The sequence below is a fragment of the Pseudarthrobacter sp. As-47 genome, from assembly GCF_058215595.1.
Genome location: NZ_CM177088.1, coordinates 830,943 through 851,473, shown reverse-complemented (window position 1 = coordinate 851,473; position 20,531 = coordinate 830,943). Strand labels below are relative to the sequence as shown.

The window sequence follows — 20,531 nt, the reverse complement described above, 5'->3', positions numbered from 1 at the left end:
GCGCTGGCCGCCAACATTCACACATACAAAAGGAGGGGCCTGGCGGCCCCTCCTTTTGTATGTCATTCGTAGACTGTCGCCTGTCCTGCGGCAAGTCAACCGGCTGCCTGGGCCGGCGCCTTACGGCTCGAACTTGTAGCCCAGCCCCCGCACGGTGACCAGGAACCGCGGTGCTGACGGATCAGGCTCGATCTTTCCGCGCAACCGCTTCACGTGGACGTCCAGGGTTTTGGTGTCCCCCACGTAGTCGGAACCCCACACACGGTCGATCAGCTGGCCGCGGGTGAGCACGCGGCCAGAGTTGCGCAGCAGCATTTCGAGGAGCTCGAACTCCTTCAGCGGCAGCAGCACCTGTTCCCCGCCCACGCTGACCACATGGCGTTCGATGTCCATCCGGACCGGCCCCGCCTGCACGGTGGAGGAGACGAGTTCCTCCGGTTCGCCCTGGCGCCGCAGTACCGCCCTCACCCTTGCCACGAGTTCGCGGGAGGAATAGGGCTTGGTGACATAGTCGTCGGCGCCAAGTTCCAGGCCCACCACTTTGTCGATTTCGGCGTCCTTGGCCGTCAGCATGATCACCGGGACGCTGGACCGCTGCCGGAGCTGGCGGCACACTTCCGTGCCGGAGAGTCCGGGAAGCTGCAGATCCAGCAGCACCAGGTCCGCGCCATTCCGGTCGAATTCGGTGATGGCGTCCAGGCCGTTGTCCACGACCTCCACCTCAAACCCTTCCTTGCCCAGCAAATAGGACAGGGGATCGCTGAACGACTCCTCATCCTCGACAATCAAGATCCTGCTCAAGCTGTTGCTCCTCGTTCTGTTGCGCCGGCGGCGCCGGGTCCTTGGGTGACAGGTGGCTCTTCCAGGCTTTTCCGGGGGCCCGGGGCAGCGGCGGAGGCGGCGGCAGGATCCGCCTGTTCCCCGCCGTCCTGGCCTTCCATCTCGGGAAGCCGGAGGGTGAACGTGGATCCCTGCCCGGGCTGGGACCACAGGGTCACCTCGCCGCCGTGGTTGGAGGCGACGTGCTTGACGATGCTCAGGCCCAGGCCGGTGCCCCCGGTATGGCGTGACCGTGCCGAATCCACCCGGTAGAAACGTTCGAAGACGCGTTCCTGGTCCTCGGGGCTGAGTCCTTCACCCTGGTCCGTCACAGAGATCGACACCAGGCCTTCCCTGCTGCGGACGCCGATCCCCACCCGGGTATTTTCCGGGGAGTAGCGGATGGCGTTGTCGATCAGGTTGCGGAGGGCGGTGACCAGCAGGTCCTGGTCCCCGAAGACCTTCGCGTCTGTCCGCCCGCCCACCACGATCCGGATGTTCTTGCTCTCCGCCGGAAGCTGGGACCGGTCCACGGCCTCGGCTATGACGGCGTTGACGTCAACGGGCCTGCCCTGCTGCGCCACGCTCGCCCCCTGCAGCCTGGACAGCTCGATGATGTCCTGCACCAGTGCCGCCAGCCGGCCTGACTCCTTATGCATGCGTTTGGCGAAGCGCCGGACGGCAAGTTCATCATCCGCCGAGGACTCCAGGGCTTCGGCGAGCAGCGAGATGGCGCCCACGGGGGTTTTCAGTTCGTGGGAAACGTTGGCGACGAAATCGTTCCGGATCTCTTCGGTCCTGGTGATCTCCGTGCGGTCATCCGCGAGCAGCAGGATGTATTCCTCACCGAGCATGGCGGCCCGGACCTGGACGATGATGGTTCCCTGGCCGAGCGGGCCGCGGGGAAGCTCCAGCTGCTTTTCAAGGATGACGCCGTCGCGCCGGACACCCGCCGTCATGTCCAGCAGTTCCTTGTGGACCACGGTGTGGCCGCGGACAAGGCCGTAGGCGTAGGCTGCCGGGCTGGCCCGGACCACGCCGTCCACGGCGTCCACCACCACGAAGGCGCGGCCGACGACGGCCAGCACCTCGGCAGCGCCCGGCGGCAGGGCCGGCTCTTCAGTGTCCACGTCCAGCAGTTGCCGCTGCCGCTCGCTGACCCGGTACGCGAGCACCCCGAACGTGCCGAGCGCCAGGCCGACAAGGCCGGCCACCAAGCCGATGAGCATAGGATCCACAGCTCCACCTTATGCTCTGGAAGACGCTGATCGGCGCGTCCGGGCCTCCTCCTGCGACGGTTCAACTAACGTTCACCTTCAAGGGCCTCGCCGTTTACCCGGTGCTGGCAGACTAGCCAGTTGGAGTGCCGATTGGCGACGCGATTCCCGCTGCCCGGACCGGGCCCGGCGGGAGTTACAAGGAAAGGACGCCCACGTGCGTAAGGTTTTTCAGGAAGAGCTGACCCAGGTCGGCGACCAGCTCGTGGAGATCTCCCGGCTGGTCAGCGAAGCAATGGACAAGGCCACCACCTCCTTTGAAGTGGCGGACGTAGACCTTGCGCAGGACGTCATCGCTGCGGACGCCCGCATCGACTTCCTGCAGAACAGCCTCGACGAGCGCGCTATCGACATCCTGGCGCTGCAGGGGCCGGTGGCCAGCGACCTGCGCATGATTGTGGGCTCGCTGCGGATGAGCGCCTCCCTCGAGCGGATGGGCGACCTTGCCCGGCACATTGCCCAGCTGGCACGCCTGCGCTACCCGTCCACCGTCATTCCGGAATCCATGACCGGCACCTTCAAGCGCATGGCCGAGCTGGACCAGGAAATCGCCGACAAGCTGACTGTCCTCCTGGAAACCCGCGACCTGGAGGTGGCAAGGGATATCCTCAAGGCGAATACGGCCATCAACGACCTCCACCTCAGCGTCTTCAAGGCCATCGCCGCACCGGAGTGGAAGGAATCGCCCGCCACCACGGTGGATGTTGCCCTCGCCAGCCGCTACTTCGAACGCTTCGCGGACCACGGCGTTTCGGTGGCCCAGAAGGTCACCTACCTGGTGACCGGCGCCTGGCAGCCCACCGGGACAGAACACAGCTAAAAATTCTCGGGAGTTTTTCGGGAACAGACGACGGCGGGCTGGCCACCTCAGGTGACCAGCCCGCCGTCGTTGTTTCACTTTTGACGCAGCGCGTTCTTCGGCCGGAGTGCGTCCAAGGGTGGGCCCCGACGACGGGCTTCCCTGGCCCAGCTTGCGAGGCTAGGGAGACGTCGGGGCGAACGACCGAGCACCCGGCGAAGAACCGCGAAGTTTTACTTCTTGCCCTGGTTCGCTACCGCCAGGATGGCCTGTTCCGCGGCTTCCGGGTCGAGGTAGGTGCCGCCGGGCTTGATCGGCTGGAAGTTCTCGTCCAGGTCGTACACCAGCGGGATGCCGGTGGGGATGTTCAGGCCGGCGATGGCTTCGTCGCTGATGCCGTCCAGGTGCTTTACCAGGGCACGCAGGGAGTTGCCGTGGGCCGTGACCAGGACAGTCTTGCCGGCCTTGAGGTCCTCCTTAATGTCCGACTCCCAGTACGGCAGCAGGCGGACCAGGACGTCCTTGAGGCATTCCGTGCGCGGGAGTGCGTCACCCAGGTCCGCATAGCGGGGATCGTGCGCCTGGGAGAACTCGGAGTCGTCGTCCAGCGGGGGCGGCGGGGTGTCGTAGGAGCGGCGCCATTCCATGAACTGCTCCTCGCCGTACTCTGCGAGGGTCTGGGCCTTGTCCTTGCCCTGCAGGGCGCCGTAGTGGCGTTCGTTCAGGCGCCAGTCGCGCTTTACAGGGATCCAGCCGCGGTCGGCCTTGTCCAGTGCGATGTTGGCCGTGTTGATGGCCCGCTTCAGCAGGGAGGTGTAGAGGATGTCCGGGAGAACATTGTTCTCAACCAGGAGCTCGCCGCCGCGTGCTGCTTCCGTGCGGCCCTGGTCGTTGAGGTCTACGTCCACCCAGCCGGTGAACAGGTTCTTGGCGTTCCATTCGCTGTGGCCGTGGCGCAGCAGAATCAGCTTGTAAGTCATGATTTTCATCCTAGCCGAGCGCCGCCGCCGCCTGCCCAGCGTTACAAGCCCGGCCCCGGGGACGCGGCACCTCCGGCTGCGGGGATAAGGTGGGGCCGTGGTGCAAAAGGCTGAACGGGTGACTGCCCCGCAGATTTCCGGCAGGAAAAGCACCGGCAGGCCGGTGGGCAACGTGACCCGTGGAACCACCAATCCCAACCGGATGCGCCGGGTGGACCGCTGGCTGGCCGGCCCGCAGGCCTGGCGGCTCCGGAACGCCGCCGACCCCCTGGTGGTGGACCTGGGATATGGCGCGACGCCCGCCACCGCCGTCGAACTCTTTGACCGGCTGGCTGCCGTCCGCCAGGATGTGCAGGTCGTTGGAATCGAGATTGAGCCGGAACGCGTCCGCGCCGCCCTCCCCCTGCAACGGCCCGGCTTGAGCTTCCGCTTGGGCGGCTTCGAACTGCCCGTGGCGGGACGGCCGGTCCTGGTACGGGCGTTCAACGTCCTGCGGCAGTACGAGGAAGCTGATGTTCCCGGTATCTGGCGGCTGGTTCAGGACCGCCTGAGCCCTGGCGGCCTGTTCATCGACGGCACCTGCGATGAGATCGGGCGGCGCGTCACGTGGGTGGCGCTTGACGCCGAACGGCCGCTGTCCCTCAGCATCTCAGTCCGTTTCGGAAGCTTCGAACTGCCCTCGGACGTTGCCGAAAGACTGCCCAAGGCCCTGATCCACCGCAACGTTCCCGGAGAACCGGTCCACGCCCTGATGCAGGCCATGGACCGGGCATGGCTGGGGTGCGCGCCGCTCGCGTCCTTCGGGAACAGGCAGCGGTGGCAGGGCATGTGCCGGACGTTGCGGGACGCGGGCTGGCCGGTGCAGGACGGGCCGGCCCGGTGGCGGCTGGGCGAGCTCACCGTGGGGTGGGACGCCGTGGCTCCCCTGGCCTGAGGACGCCGGAAGCGGGGTCCCCGCGGGCAGGCTCGCGGCCCTGGGAAACCTGGGGTGGGTTGTGCTGAGAAAGGCGCGTTCAGTCCACCGGCTGGTCTACCAGGGACCATAGGGGCCGGTGTTGCGGCTGCCGCCCCGGCCTGCGTCCTTGACTGCCGGCCGAACGTCCGCAAGGTAAACGGACGCGGCCACTACGGCCGCGAGGCCGAACAGGCCGAGCGTGCCGAAAAAGCCGCCTCCGCTGCCGAAGAACGAGATGACACCAATCAGGGCTGCACCGCCGGTCAGTGCGAGCCAGAAAGTCTTGGTCCTTTTGCCCGTGGCCTCGAACGCGTTGGCACGGTGCCGGGCGCAGTCGGCCACAGCCCACAGCTCAAGGCCGAGCGCCACCAGCGCAAGAATAAAGAACACTGCCTGCTCTACAGGCCGAATAATCAGTTCACCGTCCACAAGCCCAGCCTAGCCGCCCAGCGAGTCCAGCGCCCGCTTCAAATCGGCCCAGAGGTCCTCCACGTTTTCGATTCCCACACTCAGCCGCACCAGGTTCTCCGGAACGCTCGCCGGCTCGGCGGTGTGCCGCCGTCGGCGTTCGATGAGGGACTCAACGCCGCCCAGCGACGTCGCGGGAAGCCACAGCTGCAGCGCGCGGACGAGTTTGTCGGCAGTGTCAGCGCCGCTCAGTCCTGCGGCGGGGGCAACCTGCACGCAGATGATGGAGCCAAACCCCTTCATCTGGACCTTGGCCCGTTCATGGCCGGGATCCGCGGTCAGGCCAGGGAACCGGATGGACTCGATGGCCGGGTGTGCGCCAAGGCGTTCAGCCAGCACCGTGGCAGAGGCCTGGGAGCGTTCTATCCGCAGCGCCAGCGTCCGCAGTCCGCGCAGCGCCAGCCAGGCCTCGAACGGTCCCGCGATCCCGCCGTGGATGGTCCGGTGGTGGAGCAGGGCCGAGCGGATGTCTGCGTTGGACGTCACCAAGGCGCCCAGGACGACGTCGGAATGGCCTGCCAGATACTTGGTCACCGAGTGCAGGACGACGTCGGACCCCAAGGCCAGGGGCTGCTGGACAAGGGGCGTGGAGAAGGTGTTGTCGGTGACGACGATGGCGCCGGCGGCGTGCGCGGCTGACGTCAGGGCCTCGATATCGGCGATGCCAAGCATGGGGTTGGTGGGGCTTTCCAGCCACAGCATGGAAGCAGCCCGGGCGTTGGGGCCATTCGGTGCCAGGGCGGCCTTGACGGCGTCCGTATCCGCGATGTCCACGGTGCGCAGTTCGACGAATTCCTTCTGCGCCAGTTCGGAAGCCATCACCAAGGAACCGGAGTAGCTGTGCATCGGCATGACCAGTACTCCCCCTGGGGGGATCAGGGAAAGGGCCGAACTGACCGCCGCAAGCCCCGATGAGTAGAGCAGCCCCGGCAGCTTGGAACCTTCAAGCTGGCCGAGCGCCTCCTCGAAGGGATCCCAGGTGGGGTTGGAATACCGGCCGTACCCACGGTCGCCGTCCCCGAGGGCTCCGGTGCCAAAGTATGTGGAGGAAAGGACGACAGGGTGATTGACCGGCTGGTCCCTTTCCCTGGGGGGACGTCCGGCCGCAACCACCACCGTTTCGGCTGACAGCGCGCCGGCCTGCTGTTCGGAGAGACTCATGGTGAAAGCGTACTGTCCGGCAGCAGTCCCCCGGAAAGCTGTTACCCGCAGGGGCACCGGCCTCCGTCCACAGGCCCGATCGGTTTTGTCAGCGGGGATCGGTAGGCTTGATGGGTGAGCAATCAAAGGGCCGGGCTTTTCATCGCGTTTGAGGGCGGCGACGGCGCCGGCAAATCAACGCAGGCTGCCCGGCTTGCAGAAGCCCTGGAATCCCGGGGCCTCACCGTCCTGCGTACCCGTGAGCCGGGCGGAACTCCCATCGGCGAAAAACTGCGTTCGCTGGTACTTGATCACGGCCACGGCCACATCGATGCCCGCACGGAAGCGCTCATCTTTGCCGCTTCCCGGGCCGCGCACGCCGCCCAGGTCATCCGGCCCGCCCTGGAACGCGGCGAGATCGTCCTGACGGACCGTTACATCGACTCATCGGTGGCCTACCAGGGGGCAGGACGCGGACTGGGCGAGGACGCCGTACGGTCCCTTAACGAATGGGCCACCTCCGGCCTGCAGCCCCACCTCACCGTCCTGCTGGATGTCGAGCCCGCCGTTGGCCGCCGCCGCCGGACAGCCGGCGATGCTGCCGAAGACCGGCTGGAATCTGAAGCTGATGACTTCCATACCCGTATCCGGGATGCCTTTTTGGAGCTGGCCCGCAGCCGTCCGGAGTCATATCTCGTGCTGCCCGCCCACAACCCGGTCGATGGGCTGGCGGAGCGCATCCTCGAAGGAGTGGACAGTCTCCTGGCCGCGCACCACGGCGTCCCGGCAGATATTCTTCCGGGACATGAGCCGTCGGCAGGTGGCCGGCCGTGACGGTGTGGGACGACCTGCAGGGGCAACCCGCCGTCGTCGAACAACTGCGGCAGGCCTCCAGCGGCGAGGGGCTCACGCACGCGTGGCTTTTTACCGGCCCGCCGGGCTCCGGGCGTTCGAACGCGGCGAGGGCCTTTGCCGCGGCACTGAACTGCGACCAGGACGACGTCAGCCAGCGCGGATGCGGCCGCTGCTCCGCCTGCCTGACCATCCTGGGTGAGACCCATTCGGATGTCACGTTCGTCCGGACCGAGAAGGTCACCATTACCATTGACGAAGCCCGGGAGCTGGTGGCCACCGCCGGCAACAGGCCCTCGACAGGCCGGTGGCGCATCATCGTGGTGGAGGATGCGGACCGGATGGCCGAGCGCACCACGAATGTCCTCCTCAAAGCCATCGAGGAACCCACTCCCCGGACCGTGTGGATGCTCTGCGCCCCGTCCCCGGCGGACGTCCTGGTGACCATCCGCTCGCGCTGCCGCAGCGTGGCTTTGCGGCTGCCGCCTGCCGCTGACGTCGCTGCCCTGCTGGTGAAGCGCGACGGCGTGGATCCGGCGCTCGCTGAGCGTGCGGCCCGGGCGGCGCAGAGCCATGTTGGGATCGCCCGCCGGCTGGCGCGCGACCCCGCCGCCAGGGAACGCCGGCTGGAAACTGTCCGGTTTCCGCTCGGCCTGCGGGGCGTCACCGCGGCAGTGATGATGGCAGACAAGCTGGTCAAGATCGCCACCGCAGAGGCCAACAGTTCCAATGAGGAACGGGACGCCGCGGAGAAGGCCGCGCTGCTGGCAACACTGGGCGCACCGGACTCCGGGACGCTTCCTCCGGCCATGCGCAGCCAGGTAAAGCAGCTGGAGGACGACCAGAAACGGCGGGCCAAACGGTCCATCACGGACTCGCTGGACCGGACGCTGACGGATCTCCTGTCCTTCTATCGGGATGTGCTGATCATCCAGCTCGGGAATGCCGTGGAGCTCGTGAACGTTGAGCTCAGGAGTGATTTGGAGGAGTTCGCCAACCGCTCCACGCCGGAATCAACGCTCGCCCGGATGGACGCCATCAACAAAGCCCGCGAACGCATCACCACCACCAACGTTGCACCGCTGTTGACCATTGAGTCCATGGCAGCCAGCCTGATCTAGCCCTTCAAGGAGACCGATGACTGCCCGCCCCCTGCCAGTACGCCCGCGATTCGCGGCGGCCGGCGTCCGCGCCCTCGGGGCCATGGTCCTGGCCATGGTCCTGGCGTCCTGCAGCCTCCTGAATGGTGAAGTCCGCAGCCAGGAGGCGGCCACCGCCAAGGCGGACCCGTCGATCGTGGCGTCTGCACCGGAAGGGCTGGAGGAGTTCTACTCCCAGGAGGTCGTCTGGGAGCCGTGCGAGAACGAGTTCCAGTGCGCCAACGTGACTGTGCCCATGGACTACGGCAACCCCGACGGCGAGACAATCCAGATTGCCGCGCTGCGGGCTCCAAGCACGGGAAAGAAGACCGGCAGCCTCCTGGTCAACCCTGGCGGTCCAGGCGCGTCTGGCTATGACTTCGTCAAGGATGCGGCCGGGACGCATTTTTCACAGGCCGTGCGGGACTCCTACGACCTTGTGGGCTTTGACCCCCGGGGCGTGAAACGCTCAGCCCCCGTCACGTGCATGACCGACGCCGAACGGGATGCCGCGAGGGCAAAGATCTACGACCTCGAAACCGATGCCGGACTTGCCGAGGTCCTGGCGGACAACAAGGCGACTGCGGCCCAATGCGAAGAGCAGACGGGTCCGGTGCTGGGGAACATCGATACGGTCAGTTCCGCAAAGGACGTGGACATTCTTCGGGCCGTGGTCAATGATCCGAAACTCAACTATCTTGGCTACTCCTACGGCACGTTCCTGGGCTCAACCTACGCTTCCCTGTTTCCTGACAACGTGGGAAGAATGGTGCTGGACGGAGCACTGGACCCCTCCATCAGCAACGAAGAGCTGACCAGCGGGCAGGCCCGTGCGTTCGAGAAGGCAATCCGCGCCTATGTTGCCAGCTGCCAGGGCCAGGACGGCTGCCCCCTTAGCGGGGACGTGGATTCCGGCGTCCAGCAGATCCGCGACCTGATCGCCGCGGTCCAGCAAACGCCGCGGACCGCCAAGGACGGGCGGGTGGTGAATGCCACCATGTTCGTCAGCGGCCTGATCACGCCGCTGTACAACGACCAAAGCTGGCCCGCCCTCACCCAGGCCCTGGAAGCGGCAATGACGGGAGACGTCAGCCTCATGCTGCGGCTCGCAGACCTGGGGGCCGACCGCTCTTCCAACGGGACGTATACGTCCAATTCCACCTTCGCCTTCAATGCCATCAACTGCCTTGACTACCCCATGGAGTCCGATACAGCCGCCATGCGTGCGGAGCAGCAGCGCCTGATGCAGGACTCACCCACCTTCGGGTACTTCTTTGCATACGGAGGCACGAACTGCGTGGACTGGCCGTATGAGAGCGTGCGCACGCCGTCGCCGGTGGAATACGACGGCGGCTCCCCCATCGTTGTCATCGGCACCACCGGCGACCCTGCCACCCCGGTGGAATGGGCGTCATCGCTGCGCAAGCAGCTGGGCAACGCTGCACTCCTCACGTGGGAAGGCGAAGGCCACACCGCCTATGGCCGGTCCAACAGCTGCATCGAGGACGCCGTGGACCGCTACCTGGTAAGCGGCCAGGTTCCCGCCGACAACACGGTGTGCTGAAGGCCTCACCCTGTCCCGGGCGCCCATTTTGACCCGGGCGCCGGGACTCTATTACAGTTGACTCTTGCATGAAGCGCCCGGTTTTGCCGGAGATTCGTGCGGTGCTTCCTTAGCTCAGTCGGTAGAGCGTTTCACTCGTAATGAAAAGGTCATCAGTTCGATTCTGATAGGAAGCTCGGGATAAACCCCGGACAACCCGTAGTTTTAGGGGTTTCCGGGGTTTTTCGCTGGTTAAGCGGTAACCCCCTTTTAGGTCCACAGCTGGCGCTGGGATTATTACCCGCAGACGCAGAGCTACCGTCGCAGCCTGTCCAGGCTGCGACGGTAGTAGGTGCGCTGCTGGGATGGCCGGTTTCCTTTGTTTTAGGCCGTCAGTAACTCACAGCGAAGATTGAGGCCTGCTCCCTTCCCGTCCGCGCCTGCCATTGCGCGGCCTGTTCGCTGGTCTCCGGGTTTTCAGCCCCGTACGCGATCTTTTTACCGGCGCCCAGCTTGATGGTGTTGCGATGGGTGATGATCCCGGCGGGTATTTGCCTGTCGCCGCTGTTGCGGGTGTAGTTGTCCCGCGCCCCAAGGAAACTGTTGCCCGTGATTTCCACGTCCACAGGGACTTCCATGGAATAGGTCAACAGGTGCGTTCCCTTGCCGTCCCGGTCGGACCGGATGAGTGCGGCCCACGAGTAGCCGGCGTCAATGCAGGTGTTGTTTATGAACCTGCACCTAAGAAATCCCGTGCCGCCGCCCTTACCCCACAGTTCCAGCGACATGTTGCAGTTCTCAAGCCGATTGGATTCCCACGTAATGTCGGTCCAGCCTGCCGTGCCGGTACCCTGTGCCGACAGCGCGACGTCGTACGTCTGCCGGATTACGTTCTCCCGGATCATGACCCTCGCCGCGCCCACGTAAAGTTCCACCCCGTTGCCGTATCGCGTAGTTCCCGAGAGGGCAGAACCGCCTATCCACTCGATTTCGTTCCGCTGGATAACAACGTTCTTGCCGCCGGTAGTAACACCGTGCGCTCCGGTGCCGCCAAGGTACAGGTCCTGCACTGTGGTGTGCGAGGCCAGCCGCAAAAGGTCCCGTTGAACGGAAATGGCCACGCCCGCCCCAGGGTTTACCCCCAAGCGAACGTACACGTACGTGGAATCGCTGAAAAACTCCCAGTCTGCCGCCAACTCGGAAATAGCCCAACGTTTCCGGCCGTGAATCATGCCAGCAGCCTTCAGAAATCCCACGTTGGTGGAAGCCTCGGACGTGTTGCCCAAATACTGGCCACTGTTCGCCGCGATGTTCAGCTTCCAAATGTTCCCGCTGTACTGCGTCCATGCAGCCTTGCTCACCTTATAGCCCAGTAAACGGGGCCGAGCTCCCTCACCGTACGCGCCGATAGTCAGCGTTCCTGAAGATCCGATCAGGGACGGCATATGGATGGACCCGTAAAAGTCGTCCCCGCGCTTGAACAGGACAGTGGAACCGCGTTGCAGGTCGCCCGATGCCATGGCTGAGCGTACCTTGGCAAGCGTGCGCCAGGGTGCCGTCACGCTTCCCGGATTACCGTCTGAACCTGATGCGCTGACATACCGGACGTTTCCATTCGCGTACGCCGGAGCCGCGCCGGCCAGGGCCGTCGCGAAAAACGCCACCGCACCCTGAAGAATTGACCGCCGATTGACTCCCTGTTTTGTAGGCCGCTGTTCCCCCGCAACATATGCCCGCTTCCTGGTGGCGGAACGGACGATGATCCCGGTGAGGAACAGGACGAGTCCCAGCACGATGAAGGTCCACGTCGGCACAGCCACGGCGTCCATGACACTCTCACAGGTGCGTTCCCCACCACCCATGCCCTGCAACGTCCCGTACGGCTTGACCAACCCTTCCTTCGGGCCAACGACGCTTCTGCACGCCGCTCCTGCACTCGCGAAACCTGTGATGAGACCAACAACACTCAGAATGGGGCCGATTACAATCAGCCAGATCCAGGCACGAGACCTCTTCGATGCCTGCGGAATGGTTTTAGACATGCTTCCCCCTTGAAAGCTTCCAATGATGCAGTGGCATCGTATCCGTGGGTGATCATGCAGGGTCCCGGGCGCGCCCAAGCCCGGGATGAACACCTTCGGAGAGCGTCTCTGACCCAAGGAACTCCGGCGGAGGATATCCCGCGCGGTTGCGGCGGTTACCACGGTCGCCCCAACAACCGGCGTCATGCCGCCGGTTGTTGGGGCGCGTGTGCGTCGGGTATCTAAGATGGCGTGCATGGAAGACAAGGTCCTGGCAGAGGTCGCCAACCAGCTCTACGCCGGGCCGCTGGAAGATTTTGTGGCAGCCCGGGCCAGTGCTGCCAAGGAAGCAGCCTCGGCGGACAAAGAGCTGGCGGCTGCGGTGCGGGCACTGCCGAAGCCCTCGGTTGCCGCCTGGGCGGTGAATATGCTGGCCCAGCACCAACCGGATGTCCTGGCCCAGCTGACGGAACTCGGCGGCAGGATGCGCGCGGCACAGGTGGCGCTGGACGCCGCGTCGCTCCGTGACCTGGGACGTGAGCGCCGCACTTCGCTCGCCGCCGCGGTCGACACCGCCCGTTCCGTGGCCCGGGAGCACGGCCGGGCCATCAGCGATTCCATGGCAGGCGAGGTCGAGGAGACACTTCGCGCGCTGACAGCGGATGAGGGAGCAGCAGCGGCCGTGCGGAGCGGGCGGCTGCTCAAGACATTGCAGGCAGACGGCGTGAACGCCGTTGACCTGGACGGCACCGTGGCAGTCCCCTCGGTCCTTCCGCCCGTTGCCGCAGCTCCCGCCGGCAGGAAGATGCGTTCGACGACGGCGGCAGCGCCGCAACAGCGCAAGCCGGACAAGCCGCGGCTTGAGGCGGTCCGGCAGACTCCGCGGCCTGCGTCACCGCCGGCGTTGGAAAGGGCCAGGGCGGTCCTAAAAGAAGCACAGGCAGCAGAGGCCGCGGCGGCCCTTGCGGCACGGGAGCTGCAGGACCAGGCCGACGACCTACGGACCGACATTGCGGAACTGGTCCGGGAGGCCGCAGATCTTCGTGCCCGGCTGGGGACAGCAGAAGAACAGCTGGAGCGCTCAAAGAAGAAGCTGGCGGCCACCGTCGCCGAGGCGAAACAGGCGGTGCGGGCCGCGGACAAAGCCGAGCGAACGGCAGTCCTTGCGCAGGAACGGGTCCTTCGGCTGGGCAACACGCGGGACTGATTCCCGTGATTGTCAGACCCCGGTTGCAGACTGGATTCATGGAAAAGCAACTGGTACAGGAATTTCACGTCACGTACTTCGACGCCGACTGCGGCCGGGCACGGGCTGAGGTCTTTGACACCCTGGCAGAGGCGGAGCGCTTCGCCAGCCGGCACTGCGCCGGGGAGGACAGCTGGGCTGTCGTTGACGCCGTGGCCATAGAGCAGCTCCGCACAGCCGCCTAAACAGTTTCCGCTTAAACACAAAGCGCGGCTAAAGCCCTGGCGCGGGCGCCGCCTGGCAGTTACGCGAAGTCGGAAACAGCCGGGTCTGCGCCGATGCGGCCTTCGCCCTGGGCCGAGCGGTCAAGGGCGTTGATCGCCTCGATGTCCTCGGCGTCCAGGTTTACCTCAAGAGCCGCGTAGTTCTCGCGGATCCGGGATTCTGTGACGGACTTGGGGATCACCACGTTGCCGATGGCGAGATGCCAGGCGATGACCACCTGCGCTGGCGTGGCGCCGTGCTTGGCGGCAATGGAGGCCACCGTAGCGTCCTCGAGCAGCTCGCCGCCCTGGCCCAGCGGCGACCAAGCCTGGGTCAGGATGCCCTTCGAAGCACCAAACTCGCGCAGTTCACGCTGGCTGAAGTACGGGTGCAGTTCAATCTGGTGGATGGCCGGGACAACGCCCGTTTCATCGATGAGCCGCTGCAGGCCCTCGGCGGTGAAGTTGGATACGCCGATGGACTTGACCCTGCCGCGCTTCTGGAGCTCGATCAGCGCCTTCCAGGTGTCCAGGTACTTGTCCTGCTTGGGCTGCATCCAGTGGATCAGGTACAGGTCCAGCGTCTCGAGCCCCAGCCTGTCCATCGAGGCCTCAAAGGCTGCCAGGGTGGACTCGTAGCCCTGGTCAGCGTTCCAGAGCTTGGTGGTGATGAAGAGCTGCTCCGGGGAAAGGCCGGAACTGGCGATCGCCCGCCCCACGCCTGCCTCGTTGCCATAGATCTTGGCGGTGTCAATGTGGCGGAAGCCTGCTTCAAACGCCTGCCGGACCACCTTTTCGGCGACGTCGTCCTCAACCTGCCAGACGCCATAGCCGAGCTGGGGAATCGTGTTTCCGTCATTGAACGTCAATGTAGGTGAAAGAGTCATTCGTCTATCCTGCCAAACCCCTGGGCCCAGCAGGAGGGTATCGGCCGGAAGTAAGCCAGGCGCTTAACCGGGAATATCCGCTGCCGCGGTCCCTAGCCCTCCTCGCTCAGGTGGCGCTCGGCGTCGGCCACTTGCTGGAAGACGGACTCGGCGCGCCTGCGGACGGACGCCGCACCTACCGGGACCGGGCCCACGGCGAGCCGGAGCATGGCGGCCGCCTCGGCCGTGGTGGCCAGCGAGTTGCCGGCTTTGGACAGGGCACGGTGCACGCCGGCCAGGCCAACGGGAATATCCAGGCCTTCATTCGGTGAACGCCGCTGCGCTTCCATGCAGACCAGCCGTACCCTTTCGAGGAGGGCAGCAAGCTCGTTGGCGATCTCAAGCAGCTCGCCGTAGAGCTGGTCGTCCTCGACGCCTTCGAGGACCTGGTGGAAGCGGTCCAGTCCCCGCTGGAAGCGGTCGTGGGCCCGGCGCCACAGTCCCTTCCCCAGTTCCGCATCATCCTTGCGCCCCTGCCTGGCGGCGCTGAAAAAGCCCAAGCGCACCCTTACAGGTATTGTCCGGGACCGTGGTCCGGGTCTTCCCGCTGGCCTGGCCGCGCGGAATTGCCGGAGCGCGAACCTGCGGCGGCCCTTTGAGGCTCACCGTTTTCCCCAATCACCACGCCGGGGGCAATCATGGTTCCCGGCGGCAGCTGGCGCAGCTGCATCTGCGCGGCCGCGTGCTCACGGGCCGCGTGCTGGGCGGCAATGGCCGTCTGGATCCCGTGGAACAACCCCTCAAGCCACCCCACGAGCTGGGCCTGGGCTATGCGCAGTTCAGCGTCCGAGGGAGTGCCGTCGTCGGAGAAGGGAAGGCTGATCCTGTCCAGCTCTTCCACCAGCTCCGGCGCAAGTCCGTCTTCCAGCTCTTTGATCGAGCGCTCGTGGATTTCGGCCAGCCTGCCCCGGGCAGCCTCATCCAGGGGTGCGGACTTCACTTCCTCCAGGAGCTGCCTGATCATGGTTCCGATCCGCATCACTTTGGCCGGCTCATCCACCAGGTCCTGAAGGTTGCTCCCCTTGGGCCTCATGCCCTCAGGAGGGCCGGGGTGGGCGTGCACCGGCGGCTGCCGGTCGTCAATGGGAGTGCCTTCTACCGGGAGGTCCTCAGCTGGCTGAGTGTCTTGTGGATCGCTCATGCGTTCATACTCTCATGAGCGATCCACCCGCGACCCACCGGACGAACCCACCTGACGGTTTGTCCGCTGCAAGCTCAATCAGCAGCACCGGCCCTGCGGATTGCTGTCCTGGCGGTCTGTCCGGTCACGCCAAAACTCCCTCTCCGTGAGTGGCGCATCCACGTGGCCGGCCGCCCTGTGGTGCTCCAGATACTTGGCGTACGCATCCGCGCCCAGGACGCCGCCGAAATACCGGGCAACGCCCCGGACTCCCCGCGTCAGCACAGCCAGTCCCGCTGCCATCAGTGGTGGCCACCCCTTTCGAACCTCAGCTCAGCCGGCACCTTGTCCCACTCCGCCATCAGCTCGCGCTCGGCGGGTGTGGGGATAATTCCGGCAGGGGCGAAGACCCGCGACGGGAGGGCAGGGTCCTCGTTGTCCTGGACGGCGGTGCCGTCCGCGCGGTTGCGGAAGGCCCTGGCCGTGGCGAGCAACGCCGTCGCGATCACGATGATGCTGAGCACCACGAAGATCACGGAGAGCCAGCCCTGGATGGCCGTGTTCCGCACGACGGCCTCCATGGCCGCCACGGATTTCGCCGTCCCAAACTCCGTCTTCCCTTCTGCGAGGGCCTTGCTGAACGCCGCGTTGTTGGCGAAGTAGCCCACCGCGGGCGTGGACGAGAAGATCTTCTGGTAGCTCGCGGTGATGGTCACCACGGCAGCGAAGCTGAGCGGCAGGGCAACGATCCACAGGTACTTGAACGTGCCGCGCTTCGCCACGATGGCAAGGCACACGGACAACGCGATTGCCGCGAGCAGTTGGTTGGCAATGCCGAACAGCGGGAACAGCGTGTTGATGCCGCCCAGCGGGTCGGTGACGCCCATCAGCAGCACCGCGCCCCAGGCCCCCACCATGATGGCGGTGCAGAGCCAGGCGCCGGGCCGCCAGGAGTGCTCCTTGAACTTGGGGACAAAGTTTCCGATCGAGTCCTGCAGCATGAAGCGGGCAACGCGGGTGCCGGCGTCCACGGCGGTGAGGATGAAGAGGGCTTCGAACATGATGGCGAAGTGGTACCAGAAGGCCATCATGGCGGTACCGCCAATGAACTGCTGCATGATGTGCGCGAGGCCCACAGCCAGGGTGGGAGCACCGCCGGTGCGGGACACGATGCTTTCCTCACCCACATTGGCTGCTGTCTGGGACAGGAACTCCGGGGTGATGTTTACCCCGGCGAGGCCCAGGCTGTTGACCCAGGTGGCTGCTGTTTCCACCGTCCCGCCGGTCAGCGCGGCCGGTGAGTTCATGGCGAAGTAGAGTCCGCGGTCGATGGAAATCGCGGCCACCAGGGCCATGATGGCCACGAATGACTCCATCAGCATGCCGCCGTAGCCAATGAACCGGGTCTGGCGTTCCTTTTCGACGAGCTTCGGGGTGGTGCCGGACGAGATCAGGGCGTGGAAGCCGGACAGGGCACCGCAGGCGATGGTGACGAACAGGAACGGGAACAGGGCCCCCGGGAACACGGGTCCGTTGTCCCTGCTGGCAAATTCACTGAAGGCGGGGACGGTGATCTCCGGGCGGACCACGATGATGGCCAGCGCGAGCATCACGATGACGCCGATCTTCATGAACGTTGAGAGGTAGTCCCGGGGTGCCAGGAGCAGCCACACGGGCAGGATGGCGGCAATGAAGCCGTAGACGATGAGCCCCCACGCGATGGTGACCTTGTCCAGGCTGAAGATGTCAGCGCCCCACGGGGTTTCGGCCACGATGCCGCCGCCGACAATAGCCGCCATCAGCAGGACGAAGCCGATCAGCGACACTTCCATGACCTTGCCGGGCCGGAGGTAGCGGAGGTAGACGCCCATGAACAGGGCGATGGGGATGGTCAAACCCACGGAGAAGACACCCCACGGGCTTTCGCCCAGGGCATTGACAACGACGAGCGCGAGGATGGCCACGATGATCACCATGATCAGCAGGGTGGCAATGAGGGCCGCCGTGCCGCCGATCACGCCAAGCTCCTCGCGTGCCATCTGGCCCAGGGACCTTCCACCGCGCCGCATGGAGAAGAACATCACCAGGTAGTCCTGGACAGCGCCGGCAAGGACGACGCCGATAATGATCCAGATAGTGCCGGGCAGGTAGCCCATCTGGGCTGCAATGACAGGACCCACCAGCGGTCCGGCGCCGGCGATGGCGGCGAAGTGGTGGCCGAACAGGACATTGCGGTCAGTCCGGACGTAGTCCTTGCCATCGGCCTTGTACTCGGCCGGCGTCGCACGGCGGTCGTCAGGCCGGGTGATGTAGCGCTCAATAACCTTGGAGTAGAAGCGGTAGCCGATGAGGTAGGTGCACACCGAGGCAAAGACGAACCAGATGGCGTTGACGGTCTCTCCGCGGATGATGGCCAGCATGAACCAGGCCAAACCGCCCAGCAGGGCGATGCCTGCCCACAGCGCGATCTTCCCCGGCGTCCATTTCCGGTCTTCTGCCTCGCGGACCTCCTCATCGATGGCTGTCGGGGGCAGGGCCGGGTCAGTGGCCACCACGCCCCTTTCCCCGGATGCGTTCCTCCGTTGATCAGGCGTTTCGGCCATGTCTCCTCCTTGAGATTGTTTCGCTTCTGCTGTGACGCACCCTACCAACCCGCAGCCCCATTCCAGGGGCGTTCTGCCAGATGGCGCAGAAACCTGCGCTGAGCGGAGGGGAAGCGGCGACGAACGACGGATCAGCTTGGGGTCGCAGCCGGACCAACGCAGCGAAGGCCCCCGTCCGAACACTTCGGGCGGAGGCCTTGGCTCGTGGGAAAAGCGTAAAGCTGCTCCTCAGGCGTGTGAGTAGGTGAGGCAGTCAGCGTTGTCCGCCCCGGGGCCGACATGCACCTCTGCGGCCTTGCACATCAGGTGGTCGTTGTGGACACATTCAGAGCGCTGGCAGGCTCCGACGTCGGCAAGGACTTTGGGCAGTCCGCCGTGCATGCCCGTGTCGATAAAGGTGGCGCAGTGCGCGTGGTTTTCGGCGCCGCCGACCGTGATGGCGGCAGCATTGCAGTTGGTGTGATCGTTAAAGGAACAGTTCGTTACGCTGCAGTCGGCCACGTGGGTTGCCATGAGCTTCCTCCAAGTTCCACCGCCCGGCCGGGCGGCTCCTGAGCCCCACGCTAAACCTGTCCACTGCAATCAAAAAGACCCAATTGTGTTGCCTATTTCCCCTGCGCCTGCTGGATCATCCTCGCCTCGCACAGATCCAGCCAGCGGACCTCCGCCTCGGTCTGGAAAATCAGGGAGTCCAAGACCAGAAGCCACGCCGTATCAACGCTCCGCTGGCTCGAAGCCGTCTCCCGGCGGGCTTTGGTGTAGTCCTGCAGCGCCCGGACGGAGGCCATCCGCTGGCCCTGGATGATGGCCTGGATATCGACGCCGGGCACGGTGACAGCGAGGGCCAGCTTGATGGCCAGCTCATTGCGCGGCGGGTTGTTCCGCTCCACGGGGGCCGCGAACCACTCCCGGATCTCCGCCCTTCCGGCCGCCGTAATGCTGTACACCACGTGCCCGTTCCCGTCGTCGCCGTCCCTGGCCACCAAAGCGTCGCGTTCCAGGCGGTCCAGGGTGGTGTACACCTGTCCAATGTTCAACGGCCAGGTGTTGCCGGTGCGGTTCTCGAACTCGGCCCGCAGCTGGTAGCCGTAGCGCGGCTGGTCCTGCAGCAGGGCGAGGAGGCTATGGCGGATGGACATGCTGTTCCTTGTGCTCGGCGGGCAACGGTCTGCGGGGCGGAGCACTCACATGAGCAGCAGGATCTTTCCTACGTGGTCACCCGTGTCGAAGTACCGGTGGGCCGCACGAACCTGGTCGAGCGGAAAGGTCTTTGCCACCAGCGGCCGCACCCGACCGTCACTGACCAGCGGCCAGACGGCCTCGCGGACGGCGTTCATAATGGCACCCTTTTCCTCCACGGGCCGCGGGCGCAGGGCCGTAGCCACCACGGCGGCCCGCTTTTGCAGCAGCTGCCCCAGATCGAGCTCCCCCTTGGTGCCGCCCTGCAGTCCGATCACCACCAGGCGTCCATAGTCAGCGAGCGCGTCCACGTTCTGTTTGAGGTATTTGGCTCCGACGACGTCGAGGATGACGTCTGCGCCTTTGCCTCCGTTCTGGCGGCGGAGGCTCTCGGGAAAATCCTCTTCGGCGTAGTTGATGGCAATGTCCGCACCCAGGAAGGCCTTCGCCGTGCTCACTTTTTCATCAGAGCCCGCGGTAGTGGCAACCCTGGCGCCGAGCGCCTTGGCCAGCTGGATGGCCATGGTGCCGATCCCGCCGGTGGCTCCGTGGATCAGGACAGTTTCACCCTCCTGAAGCTGGGCGGTCATGACCAGGTTGGAGTAGACGGTGGCGGCAACTTCGGGAAGGGCTGCTGCGGTCACCAGGTCCACGCCGTCGGGCACCCGCAGGACCTGTTCGGCACGGACGGCCACCTGCTGGGCGTAGCCGCCCCCGGCCAGCAGCGCCACCACTTTGTCCCCGAGGGAAAACGCCTTCGTGACACCGGGACCGAACCCGGCGATCCGGCCGGATACCTCAAGGCCGGGGATGTCCGATGCGCCGGGCGGGGGCGGGTAGAAACCCCTGCGCTGCTGCACGTCCGCCCGGTTGAGGCCGGCCGCGACGACGTCGATCAGCACCTCTCCGTTACCGGGTACCGGGGCCTCGACCTCGCGGACCTCCAGCACTTCCGGGCCGCCCGGCTCCGAAATGTAGACGGCTTTCATGGAACACTCCCGTTTCTGACTGAATACTGCGTGCAACCAGTGTGCACCGGACACCTTCCGGACTCTGTTTTGTTGCAGGCAAGTGCCTATGAAACACTACTTGTTGAGGAAGGTTGTCCGAGCGGCCGAAGGAGCTAGTCTTGAAAACTAGTGTGCGGTAACCCCGTACCAAGAGTTCGAATCTCTTACCTTCCGCGAAAAAGGACCCCTGTCCGCCAGCACGCCTGGCAGACAGGGGTCCTTCGTTTAACCTGCGGCGGGCACCGCCGGCC

The 20,531-nt window shown here is 65.3% G+C and carries 21 protein-coding genes and 2 tRNA genes; 9 read left to right on the top strand and 14 right to left on the bottom strand.

The features are described from left to right. Positions 1-120 precede the first annotated feature (120 nt). Both AC4BCK_RS04075 and AC4BCK_RS04070 read right to left on the bottom strand, forming a co-directional pair. A complete protein-coding gene (locus AC4BCK_RS04075; RefSeq protein ID WP_066273817.1) occupies positions 121-801 on the bottom strand; it encodes a response regulator transcription factor in 681 nt (226 codons plus the stop codon). Beyond that, a complete protein-coding gene (locus AC4BCK_RS04070; RefSeq protein WP_363958427.1) occupies positions 798-2,048 on the bottom strand; it encodes a sensor histidine kinase in 1,251 nt (416 codons plus the stop codon). The genes AC4BCK_RS04075 and AC4BCK_RS04070 overlap by 4 nt, the downstream gene beginning before the upstream one ends. 205 nt (positions 2,049-2,253) lie before the next feature. On the opposite strand from AC4BCK_RS04070, the gene phoU reads away from it, so the two are divergent. Then, on the top strand, positions 2,254-2,916 hold the full coding sequence (gene phoU / locus AC4BCK_RS04065) for a phosphate signaling complex protein PhoU (protein WP_104189080.1): 663 nt from the start codon (positions 2,254-2,256) through the stop codon (positions 2,914-2,916). Between the two features lie 212 nt (positions 2,917-3,128). Here the strand turns inward: phoU and AC4BCK_RS04060 are convergent, their stop codons facing one another. Continuing rightward, positions 3,129-3,875, bottom strand: coding sequence for a phosphoglyceromutase (locus AC4BCK_RS04060; RefSeq protein ID WP_251421643.1), 747 nt, complete (start codon positions 3,873-3,875; stop codon positions 3,129-3,131). Positions 3,876-3,972: 97 nt separating this feature from the next. Here AC4BCK_RS04060 and AC4BCK_RS04055 point away from each other — a divergent pair, with 97 nt between their 5' ends. Next, positions 3,973-4,809 (top strand): class I SAM-dependent methyltransferase, encoded by an 837-nt coding sequence (locus AC4BCK_RS04055; protein ID WP_400512734.1) that lies wholly within the window; start codon positions 3,973-3,975, stop codon positions 4,807-4,809. Positions 4,810-4,905: 96 nt separating this feature from the next. Here AC4BCK_RS04055 and AC4BCK_RS04050 read toward each other — a convergent pair whose 3' ends face one another. Both AC4BCK_RS04050 and AC4BCK_RS04045 read right to left on the bottom strand, forming a co-directional pair. Further along, positions 4,906-5,259: a DUF2516 family protein gene (locus tag AC4BCK_RS04050; protein ID WP_174178642.1), complete on the bottom strand. Its 354-nt coding sequence runs from the start codon at positions 5,257-5,259 to the stop codon at positions 4,906-4,908. Positions 5,260-5,268: 9 nt separating this feature from the next. Then, positions 5,269-6,459, bottom strand: a complete 1,191-nt coding sequence (locus tag AC4BCK_RS04045) for a trans-sulfuration enzyme family protein (RefSeq protein ID WP_400641555.1) — start codon at positions 6,457-6,459, stop codon at positions 5,269-5,271. A gap of 114 nt (positions 6,460-6,573) precedes the next feature. Between AC4BCK_RS04045 and tmk the strand changes: the two genes are divergently transcribed. The 4 genes from tmk to AC4BCK_RS04025 all read left to right on the top strand — a co-directional run bounded on the left by tmk (position 6,574) and on the right by AC4BCK_RS04025 (position 10,169). Continuing rightward, positions 6,574-7,272 carry a dTMP kinase gene (tmk, locus tag AC4BCK_RS04040; protein ID WP_490566605.1) on the top strand — a complete coding sequence of 233 codons (699 nt, stop codon included), beginning with the start codon at positions 6,574-6,576 and terminating at the stop codon, positions 7,270-7,272. Next, positions 7,269-8,411 carry a DNA polymerase III subunit delta' gene (locus AC4BCK_RS04035; RefSeq protein WP_363938493.1) on the top strand — a complete coding sequence of 381 codons (1,143 nt, stop codon included), beginning with the start codon at positions 7,269-7,271 and terminating at the stop codon, positions 8,409-8,411. The genes tmk and AC4BCK_RS04035 overlap by 4 nt, the downstream gene beginning before the upstream one ends. A 16-nt stretch (positions 8,412-8,427) precedes the next feature. After that, on the top strand, positions 8,428-9,993 hold the full coding sequence (locus tag AC4BCK_RS04030; protein WP_490566604.1) for an alpha/beta hydrolase: 1,566 nt from the start codon (positions 8,428-8,430) through the stop codon (positions 9,991-9,993). 103 nt (positions 9,994-10,096) lie between these two features. Then, positions 10,097-10,169, top strand: a tRNA-Thr gene (locus tag AC4BCK_RS04025). A gap of 195 nt (positions 10,170-10,364) precedes the next feature. Here AC4BCK_RS04025 and AC4BCK_RS04020 read toward each other — a convergent pair. Next, positions 10,365-12,014 carry a hypothetical protein gene (locus tag AC4BCK_RS04020; protein ID WP_490566603.1) on the bottom strand — a complete coding sequence of 550 codons (1,650 nt, stop codon included), beginning with the start codon at positions 12,012-12,014 and terminating at the stop codon, positions 10,365-10,367. 235 nt (positions 12,015-12,249) lie between these two features. Here AC4BCK_RS04020 and AC4BCK_RS04015 point away from each other — a divergent pair, with 235 nt between their 5' ends. Further along, the gene (locus tag AC4BCK_RS04015) at positions 12,250-13,200 is read left to right on the top strand and encodes a hypothetical protein (protein WP_490566602.1); all 951 of its coding nucleotides are present in this window, start codon (positions 12,250-12,252) and stop codon (positions 13,198-13,200) included. 38 nt (positions 13,201-13,238) lie between these two features. Further along, on the top strand, positions 13,239-13,424 hold the full coding sequence (locus AC4BCK_RS04010) for a hypothetical protein (protein ID WP_174182102.1): 186 nt from the start codon (positions 13,239-13,241) through the stop codon (positions 13,422-13,424). A gap of 59 nt (positions 13,425-13,483) precedes the next feature. On the opposite strand, the gene AC4BCK_RS04005 is transcribed toward AC4BCK_RS04010, so the two are convergent. The 8 genes from AC4BCK_RS04005 to AC4BCK_RS03970 form a co-directional block, all read right to left on the bottom strand. Further along, complete coding sequence (locus AC4BCK_RS04005) at positions 13,484-14,329, bottom strand: aldo/keto reductase (protein ID WP_174182100.1); 846 nt, start codon at positions 14,327-14,329, stop codon at positions 13,484-13,486. Between the two features lie 92 nt (positions 14,330-14,421). Further along, a complete protein-coding gene (locus AC4BCK_RS04000) occupies positions 14,422-14,868 on the bottom strand; it encodes a hypothetical protein (protein ID WP_174181197.1) in 447 nt (148 codons plus the stop codon). 8 nt (positions 14,869-14,876) lie between these two features. Further along, positions 14,877-15,509 (bottom strand): bacterial proteasome activator family protein, encoded by a 633-nt coding sequence (locus AC4BCK_RS03995; protein WP_174181199.1) that lies wholly within the window; start codon positions 15,507-15,509, stop codon positions 14,877-14,879. 78 nt (positions 15,510-15,587) lie between these two features. Further along, a complete protein-coding gene (locus tag AC4BCK_RS03990; RefSeq protein ID WP_174181201.1) occupies positions 15,588-15,791 on the bottom strand; it encodes a YbdD/YjiX family protein in 204 nt (67 codons plus the stop codon). Next, positions 15,791-18,091, bottom strand: a complete 2,301-nt coding sequence (locus tag AC4BCK_RS03985; protein ID WP_251421728.1) for a carbon starvation CstA family protein — start codon at positions 18,089-18,091, stop codon at positions 15,791-15,793. The genes AC4BCK_RS03990 and AC4BCK_RS03985 overlap by 1 nt, the downstream gene beginning before the upstream one ends. A gap of 228 nt (positions 18,092-18,319) precedes the next feature. Then, on the bottom strand, positions 18,320-18,604 hold the full coding sequence (locus AC4BCK_RS03980) for a DUF1540 domain-containing protein (RefSeq protein ID WP_104189059.1): 285 nt from the start codon (positions 18,602-18,604) through the stop codon (positions 18,320-18,322). A 92-nt stretch (positions 18,605-18,696) separates the two neighbouring features. Next, the gene (locus AC4BCK_RS03975) at positions 18,697-19,230 is read right to left on the bottom strand and encodes a PadR family transcriptional regulator (protein WP_174181205.1); all 534 of its coding nucleotides are present in this window, start codon (positions 19,228-19,230) and stop codon (positions 18,697-18,699) included. Positions 19,231-19,275: 45 nt separating this feature from the next. Further along, positions 19,276-20,259: an NAD(P)H-quinone oxidoreductase gene (locus tag AC4BCK_RS03970; protein WP_174181207.1), complete on the bottom strand. Its 984-nt coding sequence runs from the start codon at positions 20,257-20,259 to the stop codon at positions 19,276-19,278. Positions 20,260-20,366: 107 nt separating this feature from the next. Between AC4BCK_RS03970 and AC4BCK_RS03965 the strand changes: the two genes are divergently transcribed. Then, positions 20,367-20,454 (top strand) — tRNA-Ser (locus AC4BCK_RS03965). Positions 20,455-20,531 lie beyond the last annotated feature (77 nt).